The 26,548-nt window shown below is 37.2% G+C and carries 16 protein-coding genes; 8 read left to right on the top strand and 8 right to left on the bottom strand.

What is annotated here, in order from left to right; translation table 11 throughout:
- Positions 1-22: 22 nt before the first annotated feature.
- The 5 genes from ACIQYS_RS14010 (at position 23) to qoxD (ending at position 5,734) form a co-directional block, all read left to right on the top strand.
- On the top strand, positions 23-1,516 hold the full coding sequence (locus ACIQYS_RS14010) for an MDR family MFS transporter (protein WP_402981063.1): 1,494 nt from the start codon (positions 23-25) through the stop codon (positions 1,514-1,516).
- Positions 1,517-1,935: 419 nt separating this feature from the next.
- Positions 1,936-2,853, top strand: coding sequence for a cytochrome aa3 quinol oxidase subunit II (qoxA, locus tag ACIQYS_RS14005; protein ID WP_402981242.1), 918 nt, complete (start codon positions 1,936-1,938; stop codon positions 2,851-2,853).
- 56 nt (positions 2,854-2,909) lie between these two features.
- Positions 2,910-4,868 (top strand): cytochrome aa3 quinol oxidase subunit I, encoded by a 1,959-nt coding sequence (gene qoxB / locus ACIQYS_RS14000; protein WP_402981060.1) that lies wholly within the window; start codon positions 2,910-2,912, stop codon positions 4,866-4,868.
- A complete protein-coding gene (gene qoxC, locus ACIQYS_RS13995) occupies positions 4,855-5,451 on the top strand; it encodes a cytochrome aa3 quinol oxidase subunit III (RefSeq protein ID WP_402981057.1) in 597 nt (198 codons plus the stop codon). The genes qoxB and qoxC overlap by 14 nt, the downstream gene beginning before the upstream one ends.
- Position 5,452: 1 nt before the next feature.
- Complete coding sequence (qoxD, locus tag ACIQYS_RS13990; RefSeq protein ID WP_402981054.1) at positions 5,453-5,734, top strand: cytochrome aa3 quinol oxidase subunit IV; 282 nt, start codon at positions 5,453-5,455, stop codon at positions 5,732-5,734.
- A 26-nt stretch (positions 5,735-5,760) separates the two neighbouring features.
- Here the strand turns inward: qoxD and ACIQYS_RS13985 are convergent, their stop codons facing one another.
- The 3 genes from ACIQYS_RS13985 to ACIQYS_RS13975 form a co-directional block, all read right to left on the bottom strand.
- On the bottom strand, positions 5,761-5,994 hold the full coding sequence (locus tag ACIQYS_RS13985; RefSeq protein WP_402981051.1) for a hypothetical protein: 234 nt from the start codon (positions 5,992-5,994) through the stop codon (positions 5,761-5,763).
- Between the two features lie 414 nt (positions 5,995-6,408).
- Positions 6,409-7,872, bottom strand: a complete 1,464-nt coding sequence (locus tag ACIQYS_RS13980; RefSeq protein ID WP_402981048.1) for a hypothetical protein — start codon at positions 7,870-7,872, stop codon at positions 6,409-6,411.
- A gap of 155 nt (positions 7,873-8,027) precedes the next feature.
- Positions 8,028-12,476 (bottom strand): S8 family serine peptidase, encoded by a 4,449-nt coding sequence (locus ACIQYS_RS13975; protein ID WP_402981045.1) that lies wholly within the window; start codon positions 12,474-12,476, stop codon positions 8,028-8,030.
- 646 nt (positions 12,477-13,122) lie between these two features.
- On the opposite strand from ACIQYS_RS13975, the gene ACIQYS_RS13970 reads away from it, so the two are divergent.
- Positions 13,123-13,926, top strand: coding sequence for a S1C family serine protease (locus ACIQYS_RS13970; RefSeq protein ID WP_402981042.1), 804 nt, complete (start codon positions 13,123-13,125; stop codon positions 13,924-13,926).
- A gap of 585 nt (positions 13,927-14,511) precedes the next feature.
- Here ACIQYS_RS13970 and ACIQYS_RS13965 read toward each other — a convergent pair.
- Together ACIQYS_RS13965 and ACIQYS_RS13960 are read right to left on the bottom strand one after the other, a co-directional pair.
- Complete coding sequence (locus tag ACIQYS_RS13965) at positions 14,512-15,264, bottom strand: hypothetical protein (RefSeq protein WP_402981039.1); 753 nt, start codon at positions 15,262-15,264, stop codon at positions 14,512-14,514.
- 27 nt (positions 15,265-15,291) lie between these two features.
- On the bottom strand, positions 15,292-19,107 hold the full coding sequence (locus ACIQYS_RS13960; RefSeq protein WP_402981036.1) for a DEAD/DEAH box helicase: 3,816 nt from the start codon (positions 19,105-19,107) through the stop codon (positions 15,292-15,294).
- Between the two features lie 312 nt (positions 19,108-19,419).
- Between ACIQYS_RS13960 and ACIQYS_RS13955 the strand changes: the two genes are divergently transcribed.
- Complete coding sequence (locus ACIQYS_RS13955) at positions 19,420-19,809, top strand: DUF485 domain-containing protein (protein WP_402981033.1); 390 nt, start codon at positions 19,420-19,422, stop codon at positions 19,807-19,809.
- Positions 19,806-21,329 carry a solute symporter family protein gene (locus tag ACIQYS_RS13950; RefSeq protein WP_402981030.1) on the top strand — a complete coding sequence of 508 codons (1,524 nt, stop codon included), beginning with the start codon at positions 19,806-19,808 and terminating at the stop codon, positions 21,327-21,329. The genes ACIQYS_RS13955 and ACIQYS_RS13950 overlap by 4 nt, the downstream gene beginning before the upstream one ends.
- Positions 21,330-22,293: 964 nt before the next feature.
- Here ACIQYS_RS13950 and ACIQYS_RS13945 read toward each other — a convergent pair.
- From ACIQYS_RS13945 to ACIQYS_RS13935, 3 genes are all read right to left on the bottom strand, one after another.
- On the bottom strand, positions 22,294-23,826 hold the full coding sequence (locus ACIQYS_RS13945; RefSeq protein ID WP_402981026.1) for a sensor domain-containing diguanylate cyclase: 1,533 nt from the start codon (positions 23,824-23,826) through the stop codon (positions 22,294-22,296).
- A 111-nt stretch (positions 23,827-23,937) separates the two neighbouring features.
- Positions 23,938-24,663 (bottom strand): EAL domain-containing protein, encoded by a 726-nt coding sequence (locus tag ACIQYS_RS13940; protein WP_402981023.1) that lies wholly within the window; start codon positions 24,661-24,663, stop codon positions 23,938-23,940.
- 107 nt (positions 24,664-24,770) lie between these two features.
- Positions 24,771-26,528, bottom strand: a complete 1,758-nt coding sequence (locus ACIQYS_RS13935; protein ID WP_402981020.1) for a methyl-accepting chemotaxis protein — start codon at positions 26,526-26,528, stop codon at positions 24,771-24,773.
- Positions 26,529-26,548 lie beyond the last annotated feature (20 nt).

Raw genomic sequence — 26,548 nt, 5'->3', positions numbered from 1 at the left:
TGGTAAAGGAGTTGAGTAGTAAATGTACAGAGAAACAAAGGTTGTGCCTGTTATGGCAGCACTTATGTTAGGAATATTCATGGCATCTTTAGATAACACCATTGTCGCTACAAGTATGGGGTCTATTATCGGTGATTTAGGCGGAATGGAAAAGTACGTGTGGGTAACATCTGCTTACTTAGTTGCGGAGATGGCAGGAATGCCGATATTCGGGAAACTATCCGATATGTATGGAAGGAAAAAGTTTTTTATCTTCGGAATCTTATTATTCCTAATTGGTTCTATTTTGTGCGGAACTGCTCAATCAATGGTTCAATTATGTGTATTCCGCGCCATTCAAGGAATCGGCGGGAGTGCATTAATGCCAATTGCTTTCACTATTATTTGGGATGTTGTTCCAAGTGAATCACGTGGAAAAATGAGTGGATTATTTGGAGCTGTGTTCGGCCTATCCAGCATAGCAGGTCCTTTATTAGGCTCTTTTATAACAGATCATATTCATTGGCGTTGGATTTTTTATATTAATATTCCAATTGGACTTGTTGCTTTAGGTCTTATCTCTTTATTTTACAATGAGTCTAAAATACATACTCGTCAAATCATAGACTGGGCGGGTGCTATATTCCTGGTCAGCTTTTCCGTCTCTCTTATGTTCGCGCTTGAATTAGGTGGAGATACGTATAGTTGGACTTCATGGCAGATTATTTCATTATTTATAATATCTGTTGTTAGTTTCGTAGTTTTTCTGTTCGTAGAAAAATATGCGAAAGATCCGATTCTACCGTTTGATTTATTTAAAGAACGTTTATACACCAATAGTGTTTTAACTGGTATGTTCTACGGTGCGGTGTTTATGGTTTCTACCATCTATATTCCGCTTTATATTCAAGGCGTTACTGGCGGAAGCGCTACTAACTCCGGTTTATTACTATTACCGATGATGGTTACTTCTAGTTTAGGTGCGGCAATGGGCGGTTCTTTGGCAAATAAGTTTAGTTACAGATCCATTATGATCGTTTCCAGTATTCTACTTGGCATAGGTACCGTTTTCCTTGGAACATTAGAACCTTCCACTCCTCGTTGGATGTTAACTATTTACATGATGATAATAGGCCTTGGTGTTGGACCTTCCTTCTCGATTCTTGGTATGTCCGCTATTCAAAAAGCGTTACCTCAACAGCGTGGTACTGCCAGTTCAACTAGTAGTTTCCTACGTGCTTTAGGTATGACGCTCGGCATTACGATTTTTGGCGTAATTCAAAAAAATAGTTTTGCTTCAGGATTACCTGAAGAATTTAAACAACACGCTGCTGGCGGGGATAGCCGTGCTATTCTATCTCCAGAATTACGTGCTCAAATTCCATCTGATATTCTAACGAAAATTACGGACGTATTATCGAGCTCGCTCACGACAACATTCATATGGACACTTGTTCCACTTGCTGTGGCATTTGTCTTTATATTATTAATGAGTAAAGAGAAATTGTCCGATTCACAGATGTTTCAAAATAAATAAATAGAGGCTACTCCAAAATACAAACTTTGGAGTAGCCTTTTCTCATGTGTCTTCCAAATATGCTCGGATGGCGCTGGTGTACGCCCCGCTAAAAACATAATAATAAAATGCAGGAAGAAAAACGTATTGTTTTTCTTCCTGCATTTTATTTTAGGAACTTACGAATTTCTATTTCCACCCCTTGTGAATATTCAGCACTGAGACCACATCTATCCAAATAAGTGTCGATCTAATGACAATCGTTACAATTTAGTTAACAAATGGTGTACTTATTAAGGAATCAAAATGAACGTTTTGTGAAGTCTTCTTCTTGGTGTTGTTATTAAGGAGGTTTGTAAATATGATAGAGGCAACGGAATACGGATCACTTCGTACACGTTTAATAAACTCAAATAATCGAAAGGGGTACAACTATGAAAATAAAAGTGAAATGGGCTTTACTTACGATGATTTTCACTATAGCCACTGTGCTAACTGGTTGTGAACCATTATTAGTTTTAGATCCAAAAGGTCCTCAAGCAAAAACGCAAGCTGATGATATTATGTTATCCATCATGCTTATGTCAGGTATAGTAATTGCGGTACTTGCAATATTAGTATTCGTGTTAATAAAATATCGTGCTTCTAACCAAAAGGACGATTACGAGCCTCCTCATATTGAAGGTAGTCCGATTGTGGAAGCAATCTGTATTGGTATTCCAATTATTATCGTTATTTTCCTTTCTTTCGTTTCAGTTAAAAGTAATTACGAGGTAGAGGCAACTCCGGCAGGATACGAGGATACAAAACCTTTAATAGTTTACGCTTCTTCTTCCAACTGGAAATGGCATTTTAGTTATCCTGAAGAGGATATTGAGACAGTTAATTACTTATATATCCCTGCGGGTCGTGCGATTGAATTTAAACTATATTCTTATGGGCCAATCACTAGTTTTTGGATTCCACAACTAGGTGGACAAAAATATGCGATGGCGGACATGGTCACAACTTTACACTTAGCAGCAGACAATCCAGGTGAGTTCATGGGAAGAAATGCAAACTTCAGCGGTGCAGGATTTGCTAAAAATACATTTGAAGTTACTGCAATGTCTCAAACTGATTTTGACGAATGGGTAAAAGAAGTTCACGAAACAGCTGAACCTCTCACAGAAGAAAAGTTTGATGAGTTATTAGAAACAGGACATCTTGGACGTTCTACTTATACAGGAACACATTTAGAATTTGCACCAGCTCCTGAACATAACCATGGTTCCACTGAGTCTGAAATGGATCACTCAGAACATGAACATCATGATTCTAACCATTCTGATGAAGAATCAGCTCATTCTCATCATTGATAAAAAAGTTTCAGTATCGTAACAAACAATAGATTTTCGAAAGGAGTTACAAAAGTATGGATTTCTTTGATCGTTTTGCAGTACCACATCCAAGCTTTTTAATATACGCATCCATGGTCGGTATTGGTCTAACAATGGTTGCAATCGTTTTAGGTATTACCTATTTTAAAAAATGGGGATACCTTTGGCGCGAATGGATCACCACAGTAGATCATAAACGAATTGGTATTATGTATTTACTAGTTGCTTTACTTATGCTATTCCGTGGAGGAGTAGATGCAATAATGATGCGTTATCAGCTTTCAATGCCTGATAACACATTTCTAGAATCGCAACATTATAATGAAGTTTTCACAACACATGGGGTTGTTATGATCCTATTTATGGCTATGCCGTTCATCACGTTTTTCTTTAACTACCTTATTCCGTTACAAATCGGAGCTCGTGATGTAGCATTTCCTCGTTTAAATGCACTAAGTTTTTGGTTATTCTTTATGGGTATGGGATTATTCAACATCTCATTCATCGTAGGTGGATCACCTGATGCAGGTTGGACTTCTTATTTCCCACTTGCAAACAATGAATTCAGTCCATCAGTAGGTACGAATTATTATATGATCGCTATTCAAATAGCTGGTATGGGTACATTAATATCAGGTATTAACTTTATAACGACTATTCTTAAAATGAGAGCACCTGGTATGAAGTTAATGAAAATGCCGATGTTCACATGGTCGGCATTTATCGCAAACGTAATCGTTGTTTTCGCTTTCCCTGTATTAACAGTACTTCTTGCAATGGGAACAATGGATCGATTGTTTGGAACAAACTTCTTTACAACCGGCGATGGTGGTATGGATATGCTTTGGGCTAACTTGTTCTGGGTTTGGGGACATCCTGAAGTATATATATTAATCTTACCGGCATTCGGTCTTTATAGTGAAATAATCTCTACATTTGCACGCCGTAATCTTTATGGCTATAAGTCGATGGTTGCCTCTATGGTAGTCATTTCAGTATTTTCATTTTTGGTATGGACTCACCATTTCTTTACAATGGGTCAAGGTGCATTCACAAACAGTATTTTCTCAATCACAACAATGGCGATAGCTATTCCGACCGGAGTTAAAATATTTAACTGGCTATTCACGCTTTGGAAAGGGAAAATTGTATTTACAACGCCAATGTTATATTCCATGCTCTTCATTCCACTGTTTACATTAGGTGGAGTTACTGGGGTTATGCTTGCGATGTCAGCTGCTGATTACCAATATCATAATACGATGTTCTTAGTTGCTCACTTCCATAACGTAATTATTCCAGGAGTAGTTTATGCGATGATTGCAGGTCTTACTTTCTATTGGCCAAAAATGTTTGGTTTCATGTTAAATGAGAGAATTGGTAAATGGACGGCATGGTTAATGTCAGTTGGGTTTGTTTTAGCCTTTATTCCAATGTATATTACTGGATTAGATGGGCAAGCACGTCGTATGTACACATATTCTGAATCGACTGGTTTTAGTACGTTGAATATGGTTGCATTTATCGGTGCAGGAATTATGGCAGTGAGTTTTGCTTTACTTGTCTACAATATTTACTATAGTATTCGTTATGCTTCAAGAGATATTGGTAGTGACCCATGGGATGCACGTTCACTTGAATGGGCTACTCATACTCCGGTACCAGAATATAACTTTGCTATTACACCACAAGTTGCATCAACTCAAGGATTTTGGGATGCGAAGAAAAATGGGCATGAATTATTTAAAGGTAAAATTGAAAAAATTCATATGCCAAATAACAGTGGTTGGCCATTTATCCTAGGTTGTATTTTCTTCGTCTTTGGATTTGCGATGGTATTTAGCATATGGCCACTTGCTATCGTCACATTAATCGGTATTTTAGTTTGTCTAGTTTATCGTTCATTCGAGAAGGACCATGGTAGATATATCTCCGTTGAGGAAATTGAAGAAACTGAAGCAAAATTGCGAGGTGTAAAAAATGAAAATAGATAACTCGCTTCCGCTTGAATATAGTACGGAAGAAAATAACTTGAAAATCTTAGGTTTTTGGATCTTCCTAGGTGCCGAAATAATGCTTTTCGCAACACTGTTCACCATGTATTTCACTTTAGAAAATCGCATTGGCCATGGACCTTCTGGTGCAGAAATCTTTGAAATTACACCAGTATTAGTTGAAACCATTTTACTTTTAACAAGTAGTTTTATTATCGGTCTTGGGATCCATGCTATGCGTTTAGGTAACAAAAAGGCAATGATGATTTTCTTTTCAATCACACTACTACTTGGTGCTGGGTTTTTATCCTTTGAAATATTTGAATTCATTCACTATATTCATGTAGGAGCAACACTACAAACTAGTGCATTCACTGCCGCTCTGTTAACTACATTAGGAACACATGGATTGCACGTAACATTTGGTTTGTTTTGGGGATTAGCTATCCTTATTCAAATCAAAAAACGTGGGTTAACTCCTGAGACAACTAATAAATCTTTCATCTTTTCGCTTTATTGGCATTTCTTAGATGTTATTTGGATTTTCATCTTTAGCTTCATCTACTTGAAAGGAATGATGTAACGTGAAAGAATTATTTCCTGTAAAACAAGTAATGGGCTTTGTCTTTTCGTTGGTCCTTACAGTAGTGGCACTGATGGTTTACTTCACGGATATGTCATTTCCTATTGGTATGACAATTCTTCTAGTAACTGCATTTATACAAGCTGGTCTTCAACTAGTGGTATTCATGCATGCTGGTGAGACTAATGACAAAAAATCTATCTATACAAACGTATATTACGGTTTAATCATTGCGCTTATCACCATTTTTGGTACACTATTAATACTAGTTTGGGATATGTAAATAATCATTTTAAAGAGAGCGTCTTTTTAGGCGCTCTCTTTTTTACATTTTCTAGAGTTCGCAATCATTTCTTCAGATGCTACTAAAAACATACCTATTAAGAAAGTAAAAACAGCCCCCATTACTGTCCCAATACCAATTCCCATCATTGTACTGTATTCACTTACAAAAACACCGTATAAGAAAATGGCAATTCCAATAGCGAGCACTGTCGCTCCTACGTATTTTGTAGCATGAAACATTTTCATGTTTGATTCCATTTCACTCACCCTCTCTTTCTATATATTATTCACCTTGTTCACAAAATTGTCAATTATATTTTGTTTTTATGCCTCTTTATTCTTGACATAGGCAAGGAAGACTCGCATTTTATCTCGCAATATAGGTATAATGCGTCTTAAAGAAGTGTCCGCTAGGATTTCCGCTACAGGGCGGACGCTTTCCGCTCCAATCCACGAAGCTTACTAACTAATCAGTTTCGAATTTTACAGTATATGGTTTAACGAGACAAAATCCACTGCGAACGCGACAAACTAGCCTTTGAACACGACAAAGACTACCACGAACACGACAAACCCAAAAATCCTATCCTCAAGACGCATTATTCCTATATTGCGTAAAAAAAAGAACTGCTCCTTAGCCGAATGACTTCGTAGCAATTCTTCTTTTCCTTCTTATTTTGGTTCAACACTCTCTCCAAAGATTATTACGCTTTGACGTTCTGTTACAAATTCCTGTCCATTCCACTTCAAAACGTTTTGAACATACCCTAAGGCCTCCGCGTGAAATTTTCCGGAAATTTCTTGCAGCGCAACAAGCTCATAAATTCCATCTCCCGTATAATCAATAGGATAAAGCCCACTAATCGGTTCTACCCAACCTTCAATCGGTTCTTTTAAAGTCCCCTCTTCATCATAGATTTCCATTAAATATCCCTTATCTTTATACTCTAAATCTAGTGTATACTTCTTTTTAGGAACGGAGCTAACTATCGTTACTTTATATTGATTTTGATAATCGATTTGATAATCGGTGCTGTCATTGAATTCTTCCGAATCAAATACTTGTCGCATTTCCCCTTCTGAAAAGGTAAACATATATGCTTTAATCGTACCTTCAATTTCACCAGTATCAATCACAACTAATATGTCGTCCAACTGGTTTCCAGTAAAATCGCCCAAAAATAGTCTTGGATTATACCCAACACTTTCTTTTAAGGAAAGTCCTTCATACAAATCTACTTTCTTGTTCAAAATATTTAACGTTATATCCTCCCAATAAGAACTTCTCTCCGTTATATTTCCTGTTAAGTATACGGTTTCCCTAAAGCTATCCCCGGTGATATCTCCCCTTTTTTTGTCAATGACGGTCTGACCGTTAGTCCGAGCATGTGTTAAACGACTCAAAACTTGTTGTTTTTTATCTAATAACTGTTCTTTTGATGGGTAAGGTGAACGAAACGATAGTGCTCTATCAATGGAAGTTAAATTCTGCTCCAAGTTCCCAGCTTTCCTCTGTGCATCTGATAAATAATACCAATAATACGAAAAATCATTTGTTTGCAATAATTTTTCGTAGTAAGCAGCCACTTTTTTAAAATAATACGGATAAACATCTTTCGCTCGTACTAGCTCCCCTTCACTAAAACGATAAACGTCTACTTTATAAGCATCTCCCGTATCATGTATCCAAATAGCCAGTTCATATTGGCCATCTTTCCCGTAATGATCGGGCATATCTTCTATTTCCAATTTACTATAAACGATATTATTAGTAGGCAATCTTATCATTCCAACGTTTGTCCATTGTAATAAGTCCAACTGTGAACGCATGTCGTCTATTTGCCAACCGACAATCATTGTATTCACCCAGTTTTCTGTAATTGGTGCTACTCTTAAATCGGAAATACCATATCCCTTTCCCTCAATATGCTTTAAAGGTAGCCACTGATTATCATGTTTTTTTAACAGTAGAATATAATTCTGTTCTTCATACCTATATGCGCCAATTAGTTCATCCATTTGATCCCCGTCAATATCAGCAAGCAGTATTGCCGCTCTTCTTTGGGGTTGTTGTAATTCTAGAACGGTAGCCCCAAGCGGCAAAAAATTCTGCAACGTATTTATATAATCGCCCATTGTACCCCCCATTTACATTCATTATTAACTATCATATGCGGGTAAACATACGTTTTAATCATTATTTGTAAAGTTTATGTTAGAAGCTCATTCCATATAAAAAGATGCCAAAGAGAAATATTCTCTTTGGCATCTAATTTCGCTGCACTTCAAAATTATTCTACAAATTTTTCTACAGGTAATTCTTCTGGCGTTTCTGATGATTTTTCTACAGACGGTTGTTCAGATGGCGTTGGTACGTTGATGTATAGTTTACCAGCAGCAGTTTGGCGCGTTTCGTTGTTAAAGCTGTCTACAACTTTCACTTCGAGAACGGCCCCATTCGCAACAGTTTCAGCTGGTACTGTCCAATATCCAACGTAATGACCGTTCGCTTGTTCCATCATCGGTAACTCAGTCGCATTTTGAACTTGACCACCTACATTCGTTAGCGGCATATGGATAACAAATGTTGCTTTCAATCCAGGTGCACTATCAAATTCAATCTTAACGCTTTTACCTGTAGCTAAATATAAGTCTTCAGCTGGTTTTACATTTTCGATTGCAGGTGAATCGTACTGAGCTGTAACTGTAATTTTTTTCGATATACTATTATTTGCTTTGTCTTTAGCGACAACTTTAATTTCGTTTGCACCATTCTCTAGAAGAATTCGTTTAGAGTACTTGCCATCAACTACTGTTGCGTTTTGTCCATTTACTTTTACAGTGTCAAGGTTTGCATCTTCAACAGTTCCTTCTATAGTTACGGATTCACGATTTGTTTTGTCGCCATCTTTCGGGCTGTCGATTGTAAGTTTAGGTTTTAAAGTATCTAAAATGACTTCAATGGGAGCAGATTCACCTGTTACTCGGCCATCTAGAAGGGAAACTGCTGTAAACTTATTTATACCTTCTGTTAATTGAGTTGGTATTGCAAATTTTCCATCTGTACCTACGACAACAGATCCTGCATCTTCACCATTTTGTTTCAATTTAATAGTAGTAGTTGGTGATGCAGTCCCTTCTACTGAAATAGATGCTTCATTTGTTACTAAGTCAGCTGTTGGTGCAGTGATAACTGGACCATGCACTTCGTAGCTGACACGGGCACGGATCATATAGTTTCCTTCCGCTGTTGGCGATGGTGACCATGCTCCAGAAACTCCTTGGTAACTTCTACCTGCATTTGTACCATTCTCATCGGTTGCAAGGCCTGGAGTATTTGGATTTGCAAACGTTTGGCGGTATACCATGAAGAAGTCGCCATTTACAACAATGTTATGCTCGGTCAATTCTACAACCGTCCACTCACCGTTACGTAGTGCTGTTGCGTCAATCGGACCGGCAAGCTTCTTACCAGGCGTACTGTCAGTACCTGTTGCATCCCATACTTCGACTGCAAATGCAGTTCCACCAGGTACAGGCCATTCCGTATCCCAGAATCGGAATACACCGTCTGTTACAATACCAGTTTCTTTTCCTTCAGGAAGAGACATTTTGACTGCCCAAGCATTACCCGCAGCGTTGAAAGCACGTGCATTTTCAGCAGTCCCGTCATCGTAACCGATTTCTCCGCCTGGGTAAGTGTAGAACGGCTCAAGCGTAATGTTTTGTGTGATTGCTTCTGAACCAATGGTAATGCTTGCTTCTCGGCTGTGATAACCACGAGCAATTACTTTTAATGTGTAATCACCTTCATATGCAGTAAGTGAATAATTACCTGCCGCATCAGTTTCAACAGGTGTAATATTCGCATCTTCTAGGAGTAATAGAGTTGCTCCTGATACTCCTTCACCTGTCGATTGATCAGTGATTGTACCACTCACTGTATTTTGTGCAACTTCATCTAACGTGAAATTAGCAGTTGCTGTTCCATCTGCGTCAATGGAAACAGATTGTTCTTCAGAAGTGAAGCCATATGCCTCTGCTTTCACCGTGAATGTTCCTGCACCATGAGTTAATGAATAAGAACCATCAGCAGGGTTTGTATAAACTGAACGTCCTGATTCAAGCACACTCACTTGAGCGCCTAATGGTAAAAGTGTTGGATTCGCAACTTTTTCTACCACTGGTGGTGCTTCTTTAACTGGCAATACAGGACGGATTTTAGTTGGGTCAATATCTTCTTTTTTAGCAAGTTTATCTTGACCATTTCCGATTTCAATTTTGCTGATACCATTATTTCCTATAATCTCATAGTTACCTTTGTTTTCATCTTTTCCTTTAGCCACTTTACCGGTCTTTGAAACCTCAGCAAGTCTTACATCATCGATATACCATCCTTCTCTTACTACGCTTCCGTCAGAAAATGCGTTGAATCCGATATAGATTCGTTGTCCAGCATAGGCTGATAGGTCCACTTCACCATCGATCCAACTGTTTGATGCACCTTGGACCATTAGTAATTGTGTCCACTCTACTTGATCTGTCGAAACAAACACATGACCATAATCCCAAGCTCTTCCGGTCGAAGATTCTTCAAAATTATGCCATTGTTTGAACTGCAAATAGGAGTTCCCTTCCGGTAAATCAATTGGAGGCATAACTAAAGTAGCGTTCATGCGGTTATCATAATTACCTTTTAAGTTTGTTGCATACACTTTCTCACCAGAAGCAGCATTTCCTGGACCTGATGTTGGTACGCCCCATTCCCAGCTATTTGCTTCACCAAAAGAATACCAACCAACAGGTTGTGCTTCAAAGTCTTCTGAATAACCAACTGTAATTCCTGGTTTCACTTCTACAACATATTCCTGACTGCTCACTTCGTTGTTTCCGAAATCATTAATTATCCATTTGTACGTAAAGGAGTTACCTGCAATGAGATCACCAGGAATCAATACACCGTACTCTCCGGATTTGTAATCACCAGATTTGTGTCCGGCTTCGATTGATTGCAACACACCATTTGCATCTTTGTAGTTCAATAAAACAGAAGCAACACTAATGTTATCACTAACTGCCACCGTCAATTCTAAATCCATGCCCGCATATGTTTCTCTAGGTGCCGAATGTTCGAATACCGGCGCTTCGTTATCATCGCCTTGTTTCGTTACTTGACCTTTTAGTGTTCCAAGTCCAGTGACAATGGAAGATACTGCCTCATAAGCATCAACTAATCCAGATCCATACGCATGGTTAGGCGTTGTTGGGTACTGAGCGTCAGTCAGTGGATTTGCTGTATTAAGAAGGATTTCTTCCATTTCATCAACTGTCAAGTTAGCATTAACTTGACGAAGAAGTGCCGCTACACCAGATACTGCTGGTCCTGACATAGATGTCCCGTTCCAACCAGCTTCGTAGTTACTACCTGGTACAGATGAACGGATGTTCACGCCTGGTGCAGAGATATCTGGCTTAATTTCAGCATATGGTGAAGGTCCACGAAGAGAGAAACTTCCCACTTTATTATTAATGTCAGTGGCACCAGTTGCAAATGACTCAGGATAATTTGCAGGTGCCGCTACAGATCCTGCTCCACCTGGATTAGACAATGTTGTATTTCCTGCAGAGAACTCTGGGAAAATTTCTGCTGCACGCCAGTTGATGACAACATCACGGTACCATTCGTCAAGACCAGGACCGCCACCCCAAGAGTTATTGACTACGTCTGGAGCCATGTCCACACGAGCGTTGCCACTTGCGTCAGTAGGCGCTAAAATCCATTGAGCAGCTTCTAGTAAGTCAGTGTCTGTCCCACCAGCTGCTGTAAAGGCTTTAACTGCAATATATTTTGCTCCTGGTGCTACACCAATTTGGTTTGCACCATTTGGTTCACTTCCAACCATTGTTCCTGTTACATGCGTACCATGGTCGATATCATCATATGGTGTAGCCCGTCCAGCAGCCGTCGCATCGAACCAATTAAAGTTATGAGAAACTTGTCCAGTTGCTTTATTGTAGCCACGGTATTTTTCTTTTAAGGCTGGGTGATCCCATTGAACACCAGTATCAATACTTGCTACAACTGTTCCTGCTCCGTCGATACCCATTGCCCAAACGTCTGGTGCTTTGACACGCTCTACATTCCACTCAATGTTTGCGGTTTCTGCTTTGGGAGCGACAGCATTTTCAGTTTTCGTTGTAAATAATTGGCGGGTTTCATTTGGTAAAACTTTTTCAACTTCAGGAAACGTTGCGATTTTTTCAGCAACCTCTTTTGTTGCGGTTACAGCCATTCCATTTACAATGTAATAGGATGTAATATCCTGGGCATTCCCCTTAGCTGCTTCCTGTTCAAGGAATTGTTTTACTGATTGTTGCGATTCAAGAGAAGTTGATTTCAATTCTGATACAACCGCAGAACGTTGAATAAGTTTTGTATTATGTGCTGATAAATTTGCGGCATCTGCACCTTTTCGAGCTTCAGCAGCTACTGCCTCTGAATCGGCTTTTTCTTTGAATTTGATTAGGAATGTTACTTTTTCATCTTCTTTGAAGTTTTCCAGTAACCGACTGCTCATCTTATTTGTCACAGAAATCGAATTTGGGCTCGAATCTCTGAAAGATTGCTGAAGCTTACTAGTCGTTTCGGCACTTACTACGTTTGGTGCGATTAGTGAAAACGTCATTAGTAAAGATGCAGCAATACTCAGTGCTTTGGTTGAACTACTTTTCCTCCCCATTTTCTTTCCTCCTTTGAATTTTCCAACGATATTAATACCTAGTGAAAAGCTGTTAGTCTTTTAAAAATATCTAAAAAAGACCAAACAAAAACACCCTAGCCTCCTTTCCTAAACTGTCATTTAGGTAAACAGAATCAATGGTGTCATTCGTGGATCTCTTGTTGTAATTAATACTATAGAGGAAATGAGTCGCAAGTTTTGTCTATTTCAGTCGAAATATATCTGAATTTTCAAAATTAATAGTTATTTACTATTTTACATCTTTTATCATGTAGGTAAAAAGTCGATTCAATATATTTGATAGAGTAGTATAATACACGTGGAATTATTGGTATAACTGTTTTTACAAAGAAAAATAGTTTTATGTTATGTAAGTTCAGTTTTGTTACTTTGTGAAAAATAATTAATTAAACCTACTAAATTAGTTAAGGGTAATTTGTCTTTTTAAATATATTTCAATTAACCACTTATTTTTAACCTTAAATTTGTAATATTATTAAATATTAGTGAAACTTAATACTTCACTTTAGATTTTTAATATGTAAATATAACTACTTTTGTTAAAATGAGTTTTTTTATAAACAAGGCTTAAACCTAAAACTCTATCTGTTGTGTATAATACATGTAACGATGGGAGTGTGAGCGAATGAATTCAACTGAACAAAATTCGGAAGAAGAAGTAGATGAAGAATTTCTAGAATTTGTGTTAGAGGCACAGCAAGAAGCACTTGATAAACAAGCACAAGATAAGAATAAGCATATACCGAAACATCGCTTTCCCAGGTGGATTTTTTGGCTAATGGCAGCCGTTTTATTTGTCAATACTTTTGCAGTTATCTTCCAAATATATTCCATTCCTGCAATTGAATTTATGAAAACTTCTGCAAGATTATCTGCACAAGAAGATATTGCACTCTATAAAAAGTCGGTTGTCATTGTGTTAACGGATGACGGCAAAGGAACAGGTTTTTCGATATCAAGCGATGGAACGATTTTAACAAACTATCATGTTGTCGAAGGAAATAATACAGTAACTGTTGGTTTTCCGGAGGACGGTCGTTTTAAAGCAAATGTTGTACATACATATCCATCAGTAGATCTTGCTGTACTAGAAATTGACGGGGAAAATTTGCCCCATCTTAAGCTTGCCAAACAACCAGTTTATGCAGAAGGTGATCCAATTACTTTTATTGGAAATCCTTTAGGCTTCACCGGCATTGCAAACGAAGGAAAAGTTATTGATTACTATCAGCTAAGCGATTGGGATGTACCTGTTATGATGATGGAAGCAACGGTTTATCGCGGAAATAGTGGAAGCCCAGTTTTAGATAATGAAGGTCAAGTAATTGGCGTCGTATTCGCTACAATGGATCATGAAGAGTACGGAAGAGTTGGTCTGTTTGTACCGATTGAAGAATATTACAAGGAAAATGCTTCTTCAAAAGAATAAAAAATCACCAATTTAGGGGTATTTTATACAATGTAGTTATAGTGCACTGTAACAAATAGCCACTATGCCTTCGCGCTTGCCGCACCTCGCATGAGCCAACTCTTGTTGCACACGAGTGGGTCTCATGACTTAGGCTTATGCGGCCGGCGCGCTACGGCATAAGCATCCGTATTATTATCTGGTTACAACTGTCCCATTAATAATGCACATATGTTTTAAATGTCATATTTCATGATAATAAAGATTATTGAAATATTAGTATCATTATTGTCTCATATCAAGTAAACCCTTTACTATGAGAAATGGTTGCTCTCGACAATGGATTGGGTACTCTCAACCACAATTTGGTTGCTCTCGGATTGATTTGATTGCTTTCTGAATAGGTTTCTGCTCTCGAAGAGCGAAAGGGCGGCGACTCCTGCCAGATGAGTGAGAAGATGAGACTTCGCAGCGTACGCGTAAGCGTCGGTGAAGGCTCATCGCTCACCCGGCGGAAATCCCAGCGGTAACTTCCTTACGACTCATTAGTCCCCAAAAGCAATATACTCTCTATTACTTGGAGAGATTATCCACAGATTTTTATTACTATGACAAATATTTCTCTCGCCATGCTAAACGCTCTTTTTCATTCAGCTCATTTTCCAGTTTTTCATCCCATCTTTCAAGTAACGTATTCCAAACCCGGGCATAGAGGAGATCTTCTTCTTTATTATGAAGAATAAATTCTAAGCATGGAATATCATCGACATACAGTTCTGTCGTTGATTGGATTTCGGATATAACTACTTGTACATCTCCTTCCTTCTCTTCCACACCCTTGGTTTGAAGTGCATCGATGACTTGCTCATTCTTAAAAGAAAGCTCTGCATCCAAATAGCCCTCTTCTACATATCGATAGGTTACAAGCTCTGCCTCGCCATCCATGGCAGGTTTGATATCACCATTCAAAAATGATTCGTGACTAACACTGTATAGAACAATCAGTGATTCCATATCTTGTTCCTCTTCAAAAATCCCATTTTCAAGTTGTCGACTTCCTTTAACTGTTAAGGAAAACAAACTATCCTTTTTCTCTATTAATCCAGTTCTGCCCATAATGTCGATTAGATCCTCAACGAAAAGCTGCTCGACAAGTAAAAGCTCACTTAATTGCTCAGCTTCTGTAATTTCTGCTTTTTGAAATGCAATAAGCATCATTTTCATCAGAACATCCATTTTCATCCGTTTCACGGGCGTGTACTCGACTTCAATAGAATGAATCGGCAAACTCCATCTAGAGGAATGCACGATTTTTACTTTATTGTTTTGTTGCAGTTCATTTTTTAAGCGTTTCTCCAAGTTTTGCATATCCTATATACCTCTATGTTACTTTTTCTCTCGACCACGCTGATCTCGGTAACCATTTTGTTTTTTTACAGTACTAAGTAATCGACTATACATTTCCCTAGAACCTTTTTGCTTCGCACGTGTAGTGAACATATTGGCACTTCCTACTAAAATGAGCAATTCCCTTGCACGGGATAGCGCAACATTCAGTCGTCTATAGTCATTGGCGAATCCAATATCGCCGCTCTTATCTTGATTGTTCCGGACCATACTTAATATAATAACGTCCATTTCCATTCCTTGGAATTTATCAACTGTTCCTGTTCGGAAGTTCAAATGTTTGAAGCTAGTTTCTTGTTGTATTAGTCTGTCTATTCGCTTCACCTGTTCTCCGTAAAAACTAATGACTCCAATACTTTTTCGTTCCTCTTTTGCTAGTCTACCCTCGTTTTTAGCAATTTCAGTAGCCCGATTCAAGTCAATTAATACTTCTCTGATTGTATCGAGTTCCGCCTGGTTAAAACGACTTTTCCCGTTTTTCATTCGTTCTTCAAAACACTGCTTTTCATTTGGCATATCCAGCCACAATAAATGGTCTTGTCGTTTTACATAATGAGAATCGAGTGAATGATTACGCATAGCATCTGAGTCTACTAACCCACACTGCAGGCGATAATTTTCTTCCTCATAAAATGGGGTGATTGTTTCCATAATGTTGGCATGCATTCGATATTGAATAGCTAGCATTGTTTTATTTGTCTTCGGTAAGTTTTTAAACAGCCGTTCAAACAGCGACTCTTTCAAAAGCTTCTTCAATTCATCTTTTTCTTCAAAACTGTCACTTTCCTCTAAAATAGCTTGAAGTGTTTCTTCTAGTGTGTCTTCCCCAACAAGTGGCGGTAGTTGATGGTGATCTCCAACTAAAATAATTTTCTTTCCTTTTAACATTGGTAATAATAGCTCGGGGGGAGTCGCTTTTGATACTTCGTCGATAATAACGACATCAAAAGTAGGATAATTGTCCATAAACTCTTTTCGAGCAGATGCTACGCAAGTTGTTCCAATAACATTTGCATGTCGTACATACAGTTTGCGTATTTCATCTAAGTCATGATCATTTGCTTCCGCCAACAACGTAAACCATTCATTTTGCAGAGACTGAGTTATTGGTAAACGGTCCTTCTCTTGTTGTGTAGCCGCCATTCTTTCTTCCAACTCGGCAATTTCTATTAAGGCTTTTTCGCGCTCTTTCTCAGGATTTTGTTGTAATAACTCTTCTAAAGTCTTTAGTTGTTTTTCTTGCTCTAGTCCTTCCGAATTCACTTGTTTCGTTTCCTGCTTATTTTGTTCTAGTTGCTTTAAGACTTCTTCTAGCTTTTCGTTGGAAACTTTGAACTCGCTCCTTTTTACTTCGAGTTGCTCTGTATTTTGTACAAGTGTGTCTTTTACTTTATTCCATTCAAGAATGGTATTTTCATTTTCTTGCAATTGTAATTGTAACTGTTGTAATTCAGGAATATTATCTAAAGTGCCTAGTTGGCTGTGTAGTTCTGCAACTTTTCTTTGAAGTTGTTGCAATTCATCATTTTGGATAATCCCTTTGTTTTTCCATTCATTTTTGGATGAATCGATCATTCGGATGTCTTGTATTACTTGTTCAGTAAGTTCTGCTTTAATCGAAATGAATAAGTTAGCTGAATCGGATTTCGCTTTTTGTAAAATTGCTCCTTGCTTCCATACGAATTTCCTTCTTACATTTAAGCCTTCTAAATAAACTTCTAACCGCTCGATATTAGCTGATCCTGAAGTTAACAGGCGTTTCATACTGTCTATAAACTGATGAATTTCTTTTACAGAATACGTTGAATCAAATACTACTCCACTACTATTTACATGGCTTTTTACAGTCTCAAGGGAAACATGATTCTTTGTTAATAAACCTTCTACGTATCCAATAGCAGATAGTAGTCGTTTATTTAATTCTTCCCAATCAGCAAAAGAGATAATGGTTTCAAAAAGCTTGTCCAAATTAGTTATTTGCTGCTCTAACATATGGGAAGGTGTGATTTCATAATCGTTCATACGATTTTTGAGCAAATCAATTTTAGTAATCGAATGTAGTTCACTTGAAAATTGCTCCAACTGATTGACTTTAGATTGTGCAACTTGATATGCATGTCTCGTTTCGATTAATAACCCTTCCATATTCCTGCTCTCTTGTACTGCCTGTTGGTAGATTATTTGATGTCTAGTTTGATCAATCTCCAATTGAAGCCGTTCTATCTTTTTTAATAACTCTTCACTTGTAGGATTAGACTCGATAAATTTTTCCATCTGTTCGATTTCGTTTGTGCGTTCATTCGTTATTCCTTTCAAATGATGATAATTCTTTTCTAGTTCTTCGCGTTCTTTTTTTAGCTGGATTAAACGTTTTTTAAGCTCTTTAATTTCCTTCATTCTTTCTTCGAATTCTATTTGAGCACGTTGTTTTTGTTCAATTTTTTCTGTTAATATTGCAATTTGCTGTTGCAGTGATACTGACTGTTCTTTATAGAGTGCTATTTCTTCTATTAGTAGTTTATCTTTTAACGGGTGTCCACTAATTTCTTCTTGTAAAGCTTTTAATGTTTGGTCTTTCCAATACCCGCCAACATTTTCTTCGATAAATCTTTTCCCTTCTTCTTCAATACTTTCTGTTCGACCAAACCGCAATATGCGAATGTCCTTATTGGAAAGCAGTCGACTGAGTGCATTATCAACGGCAAGGTTGGATTGGGAAGCGACTAGCGTTCGGAGTCCTGCTTTTGCATTTTGTTGGCATATCTCAGAGATTACGGTAGTCTTCCCTGTCCCTGGTGGACCTTGAATGACATATAAATCCTCTGCAGACATTGCTCCAACCACTGCTTCTTGTTGAAACTCGTTTAACTGATTATGAAATTCTAAATCCTTTTGCTTATTCGCTATTTGTATCGTTGGACGTTTTTCAAATAAAATATTTTCTAAATTAGCATTTGCAGCAAGACCGTTTTGTAAATCTTCAAATCCTTTGCGAAGTCTACGGATCTGGCTCAGTGTGGAAAAGTTGCTAAACACTGCTTCTTTCCATTTCGGATGCCACTGATTTCGTCTTGCCATCTCTTGAAATCTTGGTTTCATCTCAATCTCAATCGTTTTCTTCGCTCGATCTACTTTTAACACTTCTCCAAAATCGTTTTGAAAACCTTTAATAGAAGCACTTAGTCCTTTTAATTTATTCCATTCATTTTCTTTTACATTACTCCCCATAAGCGTAAGTCTAGTGAAGTCTTCATTGAAAATGAATTTCGAAAAAGCTGTCGTTATATCCGCAATATCGGCATTGCGTTCTTGTATTTTCAAATACCCTTCCCAACTAGAAATTCGTTTTTTCACGTACTCCGATCTTTCTTCCGCAACCGGTAGTTCTCGTATGCTTGTATGTAATTGAATCGGCATTCCTGCTCCATTATTACGAGCAGTAACAAAATGCAAATCGACGGAAAGACGCCTATTTGTCTTTACCGGAACCTTTGTACCCCGTACATAAAAGCCTGTCGCGAGTAATCCGTCCGTTTGTAGTACGCACTCCATTACCCCAACCCGGCTTTCTAATTTTCCTGCTAAAACCTCGTTCGATACATTATCAAAATAAAGCGAAACTGGTGTATTCCCATGGTTATTCACTGGACGTTTTTCTATATGCACTTTAAAAGATTGTTGCATTCTAAAAAAGGCATGTTCATCAGCAGCCCATTCCTGGATTCCACCGCGTGCTTTATTCGTCATTATTAGATTACATCGCATTGTATTTACTGGGATTGACACTTGTCTCATGCACATGCCTCCTTTCTAAAAGGGATGAATGATTAACAAAACAAAAGAGTACCCATCTCGATTTTTTAAAAAAATCGGGTACTCTACATTATTTTTATTATACCCCTAAATGAGCAAAAAAGAACTGACAATACTATGAAAACGAATGAAATTAAAATCTCTTACCAAAGTAGCTATTAGAAGAACATTTATAAATTTGAACATTTTGTGAACTTTTTGTTGCTATCCTATAAATATTCTAATATCATTAATTTACACCTCAGAATAGTGCGGAATATTCAGAAATAACATTAAATTTAAGGAGGAATGAAAATGGCGAATAAACTAGAAAACACTTTCAACCCAGCAGGCACTCAGAAGGATGAAAAAGCACATACTCATCCTAAAGTAACTGGCACACCGAATTATGAAGCAATTGCAGAAAGTCCAGAATTTCAATCATTAAAGTCTAAAAAAAGAAAATTTATTTTCACGATCGCAATTATTTTCCTATTATGCTACATCACATTACCTATTTTGACTTCTTACACAACCATACTAAACGCAAATGCATTCGGAGACGTTGCATGGGTGTGGGTATACTCCATCGCACTATTCATTATGACATGGGCATTGTGTATGATTTATGTCGGCAAGGCAAACGGGTTTGACCGGGAAGCGGACGAAATATTTGAAAAGGAAAAGGCTGGTGGCTATGAATGAATGCACTAGGATTATCATTCTTTGTAGGAATTGTTGCATTAACATTATTCGTAACGTATATCGCTTCGAAACGAACAAACTCTGCTAGTGAGTTTTATACAGCTGGTGGTGGTTTATCCGGCTGGCAAAACGGAATCGCTATTGCAGGTGACTATTTATCTGCCGCATCCTTTCTCGGAATCGCCGGTGCAATTGCACTTTTTGGTTTTGATGGTTTCTTTTATAGTATTGGTTATTTAGTAGCTTACTTAGTTGTGTTATATATTGTGGCAGAACCACTTCGAAACTTAGGTCGCTATACATTAGCAGATATGATTATGTCTCGATTCGATCAAAAAAAGATTCGTGCTGCCGCGGCTGTGAGTACGATAACTATTGTTTTATTTTATATGATTGCACAACTTGTTGGTGCAGGTGCACTTATTCAATTATTATTAGGTATTGATTACTGGATAGCCGTTTTACTTGTTGGTACTATGATGACGATCTATGTACTATGGGGTGGAATGGCTGCTACAAGTTGGGTACAAATTATTAAAGCCGTGTTATTAATGGTTGGTACCGTTATTATTTCATTCCTAGTATTATGGAAGTTTAACTTTAATATTTTTGGCATGTTCACAGAAATGAAATCTGCTACAGCCCATGGCGAAGCATACTTACACCCTGGTGTTAAATATACAAATGGGTTAGATACCATTTCGATGATGATTGCATTGGTATTAGGTACGGCTGGTTTACCGCATATATTAATGCGTTTCTTTACGGTAAAAGATGCAAAGACTGCCCGTAGCTCTGTTGTATTTGCGACATGGATTGTAGGTGCTTTTTATATACTAACTATTTTCCTAGGATTTGGTGCTGCTGCATTCGTAGGCTCTGAAACAATTATAGCGGCAAATCCTGCTGGCAATATGGCAGCCCCTCTCCTTGCTCAAGCTTTAGGCGGAGACTTGCTTATGTCATTTGTTTCGGCAGTTGCATTTGCAACTATTTTAGCCGTTGTAGCGGGACTTGTATTATCGGGTGCTTCTGCATTTGCACATGATTTGTACGGACAAATTATCAAAAAAGGAAAAGTAACTGAAAAAGAACAAATGAATGCGGCGCGTCTTGCTTCGGTTGGGGTGTCTGTATTATCTATTCTTTTAGCTCTAGGTGCACAAACGATGAATGTTGCATTCTTAGTTTCGCTCGCTTTCTGTATCGCAGCAAGTGCTAATTTACCCGTAATCATTTATACGATTTATTGGAAAAACTTCAATACCTCGGGTGCGTTATCTGCAATTATTACAGGACTTGTTACTGCACTAGTTCTCGTATTATTAAGTCCAAACGTATGGGCTGCAGATGGCTCTCATTTCTTTACAGGAGAAGCAATATTTCCATTAACAAATCCTGCAATTATCTCAGTTCCAGCTGGTTTTATCGCAGGATGGATAGGTACGTTAGTTGGAGCACGTGCAGATCAAAAGAAATATGCGGAAGTGGATGTTAAAGCAAATATTGGGTTGAAATAAATATAAGCAAGGGGCTCTCAGAGCTCCTTGCTTATTATTTTTAATTGCACATATAGGAATACAGCACAACATGGCATCTGTTGGATTAGTTTAATAATGCTCAGCGGTCAGTTTGTTACTTTCAAAATGGACTTTGCTGCGTTTACCGCATGTTATGTCTCATTAAAGAAATACTACATAAGATGGATTGGAGTGGAAAGCGTACGCCCAGCGAAAATCCAAGCGGTAACTTCCTTAAGATATACATACAAATAAATTTTATTATTTCCTAGTAACAAAAAAACCGGCTCCCACTGGAAACCGGTTTAACATTTAAAATTAGATAAGCCGCCTTTGCCGTACTTTAATAAGAAAGTTTTAAACCACCACTCCTCAATTTTGAGATATTTTTTAGGGATTGCTTACTTTATTGTTACCCTTATGTCTTTTTAGAACAGGCTAAATAAAAGCAGCATATTTAGAAGTATGTGTAAGTTAATTAATACAAAAATACTTTGAAATAAGTTAATGCTTGTTTCAAGGTTTTTTATCTATAAGACCTCTTTAATAAATAACCTTTCTTCCTTCCTATCACATCTCCTATCTAAATCTTTTCTTCTTAAACAAACCTGCTACGTGAACAAGAAAAAATAGCTGTATTATCAGATCTATAATTCACTAAAGCACCCGTTAGCCATCCACTGTAAAAAAGGAGGTTTGTCCGGAGTGTTGACAAAGGGATTATACTCCTTCCGTAGCCACTCACATCCAATTACTCGTTTCCTTCAAATTCATGGAAGCATAAGTAAGCATCCCCTGCATGGACAATTTTCCCCTCGGAGAACAATCCACCTTCCCCAGATGCTTTCTTAAAGTTTATAAGACATCTTCATGTCATACGAGCTTTGGAACTTAATATGGTTATTCTTCAGAAGGAAGTACAGATATAATCTGTCAGTATCCACAAAATGAAGTCTTGAATATGCTATGTTTTTTCCTTATTCTTAGCCTTCACTATTTGGTTCCTTCCGTTCGTTTTAGCCCGATAAAGAGAGGCATCTACTCGGTTATAAAGTTCATCTATTGATTCACCAAATTGATATTCTGTGACACCAGCCGATATAGTTATATAATCATTTGTAGGACATATGTAAGAGGCGATATTTTGTCTCAATCTTTCTGCTACATGACTTGCTTGTTCAAGGTTTGATTTTGGTAATAGGATAATAAATTCCTCTCCACCAAGCCTTATACATACATCATTTTCACGAACAACTTCCAACATTTTGGTTGACACATATTGTAATACCTCATCTCCTGTATGATGACCATAGGTATCGTTTACATCTTTGAAATGGTCTATATCGAACATGATTACAGAGAACGAATATTGACTATACTTCCACCTTTTCGTTATTTTTTCAAAGTATCGACGATTCTTTAGCTTTGTTAAAGCATCCGTGTAAGAACGCTCCTTATAATCATCCACTCTCTCTTGCTGCCTTTCAGCAAACTCTTGAATGGTTTCATTTAACTGCTTCACTTCCAAATACCACATCGAAGGCTTGTCGACTTTTCTAAAATCCTCCTCCTTTTTTTCTGTATCATTTGCAAATATCGCCAATTTCCGTAAAGGTGAGGATAATTTTTCAGCTATTATTAAAGTAAACACTAAGATACATAACACAAATGGAATGGAGTAAAAAAATATTTTACTCACGATTCCTTTTAATGGATGAACACTTACATCATAAGGTGTCTGGGAAATGATTCCCCATTTACTAAGCGGCATATATTGATAAGCAGCGAGAAATTCAACTTTATCTATATTGGTTACTTTTTCTGTTCCACTTTGATGTTTCTTTATCAATTGTACGACATCAAGTTGCTTAACATTTGTACCAATTATTTGTTTGTTTGGATGATAAATCACGTTTCCCTTATCATCCACTATGAATACATATGAACCATTATTTGCTACATGATTACCAATAATATCTTCGAAGAAATTGTCCTCCGCTAAATATATGGCGCCACTTAAATATCCTTGATATATTTTGTCTTCATTCCAAATAGGTGTAGAAATAAGAATAATGGGACGTCCGGATGCAGATTCGAAGGGTTGTGAGATGAGGGCTTCTCTTTTCATAAGAGGTTCTTTTAAACCGGGTGTCTCTAATTCTTTTGCAACGATACCTGAGAATGGTGCAGCCTCAAGAACAACACCTTCTTTGTTGACAACAGTAATGGCATAGAAATCATCCGTATTTATTAAAATTTCATCTAATTTATTACTTAATAACACTTTGTTATCCATCAAATAGCTAATATCTTCAGACATTAACGATAATTTGTCTTGCATTTTCGTTAGTTCTCCCTCTAATTTCTTCGACAAGTTTTGAACGTGATTTTCGTTGACATTCAATGAATCATTGATTAAATTGTGTTTCGTTACCACATAGGTTGAAATTAATGTAATACTAAGGATTCCAATAATCGTGCATAATAGCAGGAGCATGATCCAAAATCGTAATGTTTTAATCGGTTATTCACCTCCATGAATCGCATTTTGTTTTTTCAAACTTTTGATGAATGATTTTCTATATTAATGACAATTGGTCGTAACCGTTTAAGAATGGACAATGGTTTCTTCTATTATACGAAAAGGCTTTGAAATATAATAGCCTTGAAACAAAGGCACCCCTAAATCTTTTGCGATTATTAAATCCGCTTCAGTTTCAATACCCTCTAAGACTAACTCAACATTTTCATCAGTATAATCCAAAACAAGGGAGATTAATTGTTGTTTTTCTATTGAGAGCGCTAAGTCTTTTGAATGTGTATGATCTAATTTCACAAAATGAGGGACAAACTTCTCCATTCTTTCAAATGAACTTCTTCTAATTGGTATATCGTCTAATGCAATTCGTACACCCACTGATTTAAGATACATGAGACGTTCAAAAAAGAGGGGAAGATTCAACAAAGATTCTTCTTTCTTATCTTCATTAATTTCGAATACGACACGTTTCTTTATGTGAGGATAACTCGATACTAAGTTCTGGATAAATTTCATGAAATTTTGATGAATGATTGTGGAAGGAAAAACATTCACAAACAAAAAATATTTTTCTATGTAAGAGGTTGGAAACTCTTCAATCGCATTGTTTATACAAAGTGTATCTAATTCATATAAAATACCCTGATTTCGTGCATCTTGAATAATCGTTAACGGATTTATTCTCGGATTACTTCTCATAAGTGCTTCAAAAGCAAAAGTTGCATCTTGTAAATTGGTCAGTGGTTGATATTCACAATACAATAATTTTTCTTGAATTAATTTCTTTGTATCCATAGTTACTAACAATTCCTTTCTTCATCCCAATTGTTTAATACATCTTATTCTTAAAACAAACGAGGTCGTCAAAGATTTTTTTCACCGACCTCGTATACATTGACAATCTACCCAAGTTTAAAGTGTCGAACGATGCCATTCAGTTCTTCTGCTAACTTAGCAAGTTGTTCTGCACTACCAGCTACTTCTTCAATTGAACTATTGGATTCTTCGGCGGTTGCTGCCGTTTCTTCTACCCCTGCTGCAGCTTCCTGAGAAATGGAAGCAATTTCTTCAACTTGACCATTCATTTCTTGGCTATTCGCTGAAATCTGTTCTAAATTGTCCGAAATGGTTTTTATACTTACTACCATCCCCGTAACAGAAAGCGTAATGTTCGTGATGGTTTCTCCTGTCAGATGTATCTGATCTTTCCCTTTTTCTACTTCTTTATATCCATTATTTAAAAACTCTTTTACTTGTCCAAAATCTTTTTGTGTATTTTCTACGATTATAGTAATGTCTTTAACAGAGTTATTCACTTGTTCAGCCAGTTTCTTCACTTCATCTGCTACTACCGCAAATCCTTTCCCATGTTCACCTGCTCTTGCAGCTTCAATCGATGCATTTAAGGCTAACAAATTGGTTTGACCAGCAATGTCCTTAATGACAGAAACTAAACTTACAATTTCATTTGTTCGTTCTTCAAACCCTTGAATTCTAACAACAGATTCTTTAATTATTTGGTCTACTTTCCCCATTTGTTCATTGGAAGAATCCATTAATTGCTTTCCTTCGTTAGTCATTTTCAATACTTCACGTGAAGATTCTTGAATAGTTTCTCCGTTTTTATTAGCTTCCACAACTTTTGATACAAACGCATCCATAATGGCTGATAAATCACTTGCACTATCGGCTTGTGATTCTGAACCCAAGGCTAACTCCTGCATCGTCGTTGCAATTTGTTCTGTACCTAATTTTACTTCATTCGCAGATTGAGTGAGTTCTTCACTATGACTCGATAGGGTTTCGGAACTTTGAGAAATGCGTGTCATTGCTTTTACTATGTTACCTTGCATTTGGTTCATAGCGGATGCCAGCTGACCTGTTTCATCTTTTGAGTTGACTTGAAGTTCTCCTTGCGTTAAATCTCCATCAGCAAGGTGATTCATATGGTTTACAACCTTTTTAATAGGATTGGCAATGCTATTCGCAAACAACCAAATGATTAATATACCCACTACTAAAGTAATACCGATAACAACAAAAATGATTTTAAGTATATCTGTAGCAGTCGAATTGAAGTCCATCATATATGTGCTTGAATTCACTACCCACCCCCAATGTGGATCAGTTTTTGAGTAGGATATTTTTGTTTCAACTCGATTTTCTTTCGTTGGATGTGGCCATTCATAATAAACAAAACCTCCGCCATCATTTCCTGTTTTAATGATTTTTTGAACAAATTTAACACCATTAGAATCTTCTGATTCCCAAAGGTTTTTACCTTCGGCTGTTGGATGTGCGAGTTCTATTCCTCCACTATCTAACGCATACATATAACCATTCTCCCCTAAATCTATACTTGGATTGATTGGTCGTGTTCCATCTGAATTCAGCTTACCTAACATCGCAATTTTTACTTTTTCTTGTGCCTCTGCTAAAGTAATATCTCCATTTTCCACATGTTCATTTAAGACTCGTATCATTTCTATAGTCTGTTCAACACTATTTTTTAAAAGTTGTTCCCCCGTATTATCTAAACTACTAGCACTCTTTTGATAACTGAAAATCCCTAAAATAATCAAAGGGATCGTGAGCAATAGAATGGAAATGCTAATAAGTTTCACTTTGATGGTTGCCATATTTTTAATTTTTTTCATCATAAAACACCGTCCTTTTTTTA

Source organism: Psychrobacillus sp. NPDC096426 (assembly GCF_044762745.1).
Taxonomy (GTDB): Bacteria; Bacillota; Bacilli; order Bacillales_A; family Planococcaceae; genus Psychrobacillus.
The sequence above is the reverse complement of the archived record's forward strand: the minus strand, read 5'-3'. Positions and strand labels throughout refer to the sequence as shown.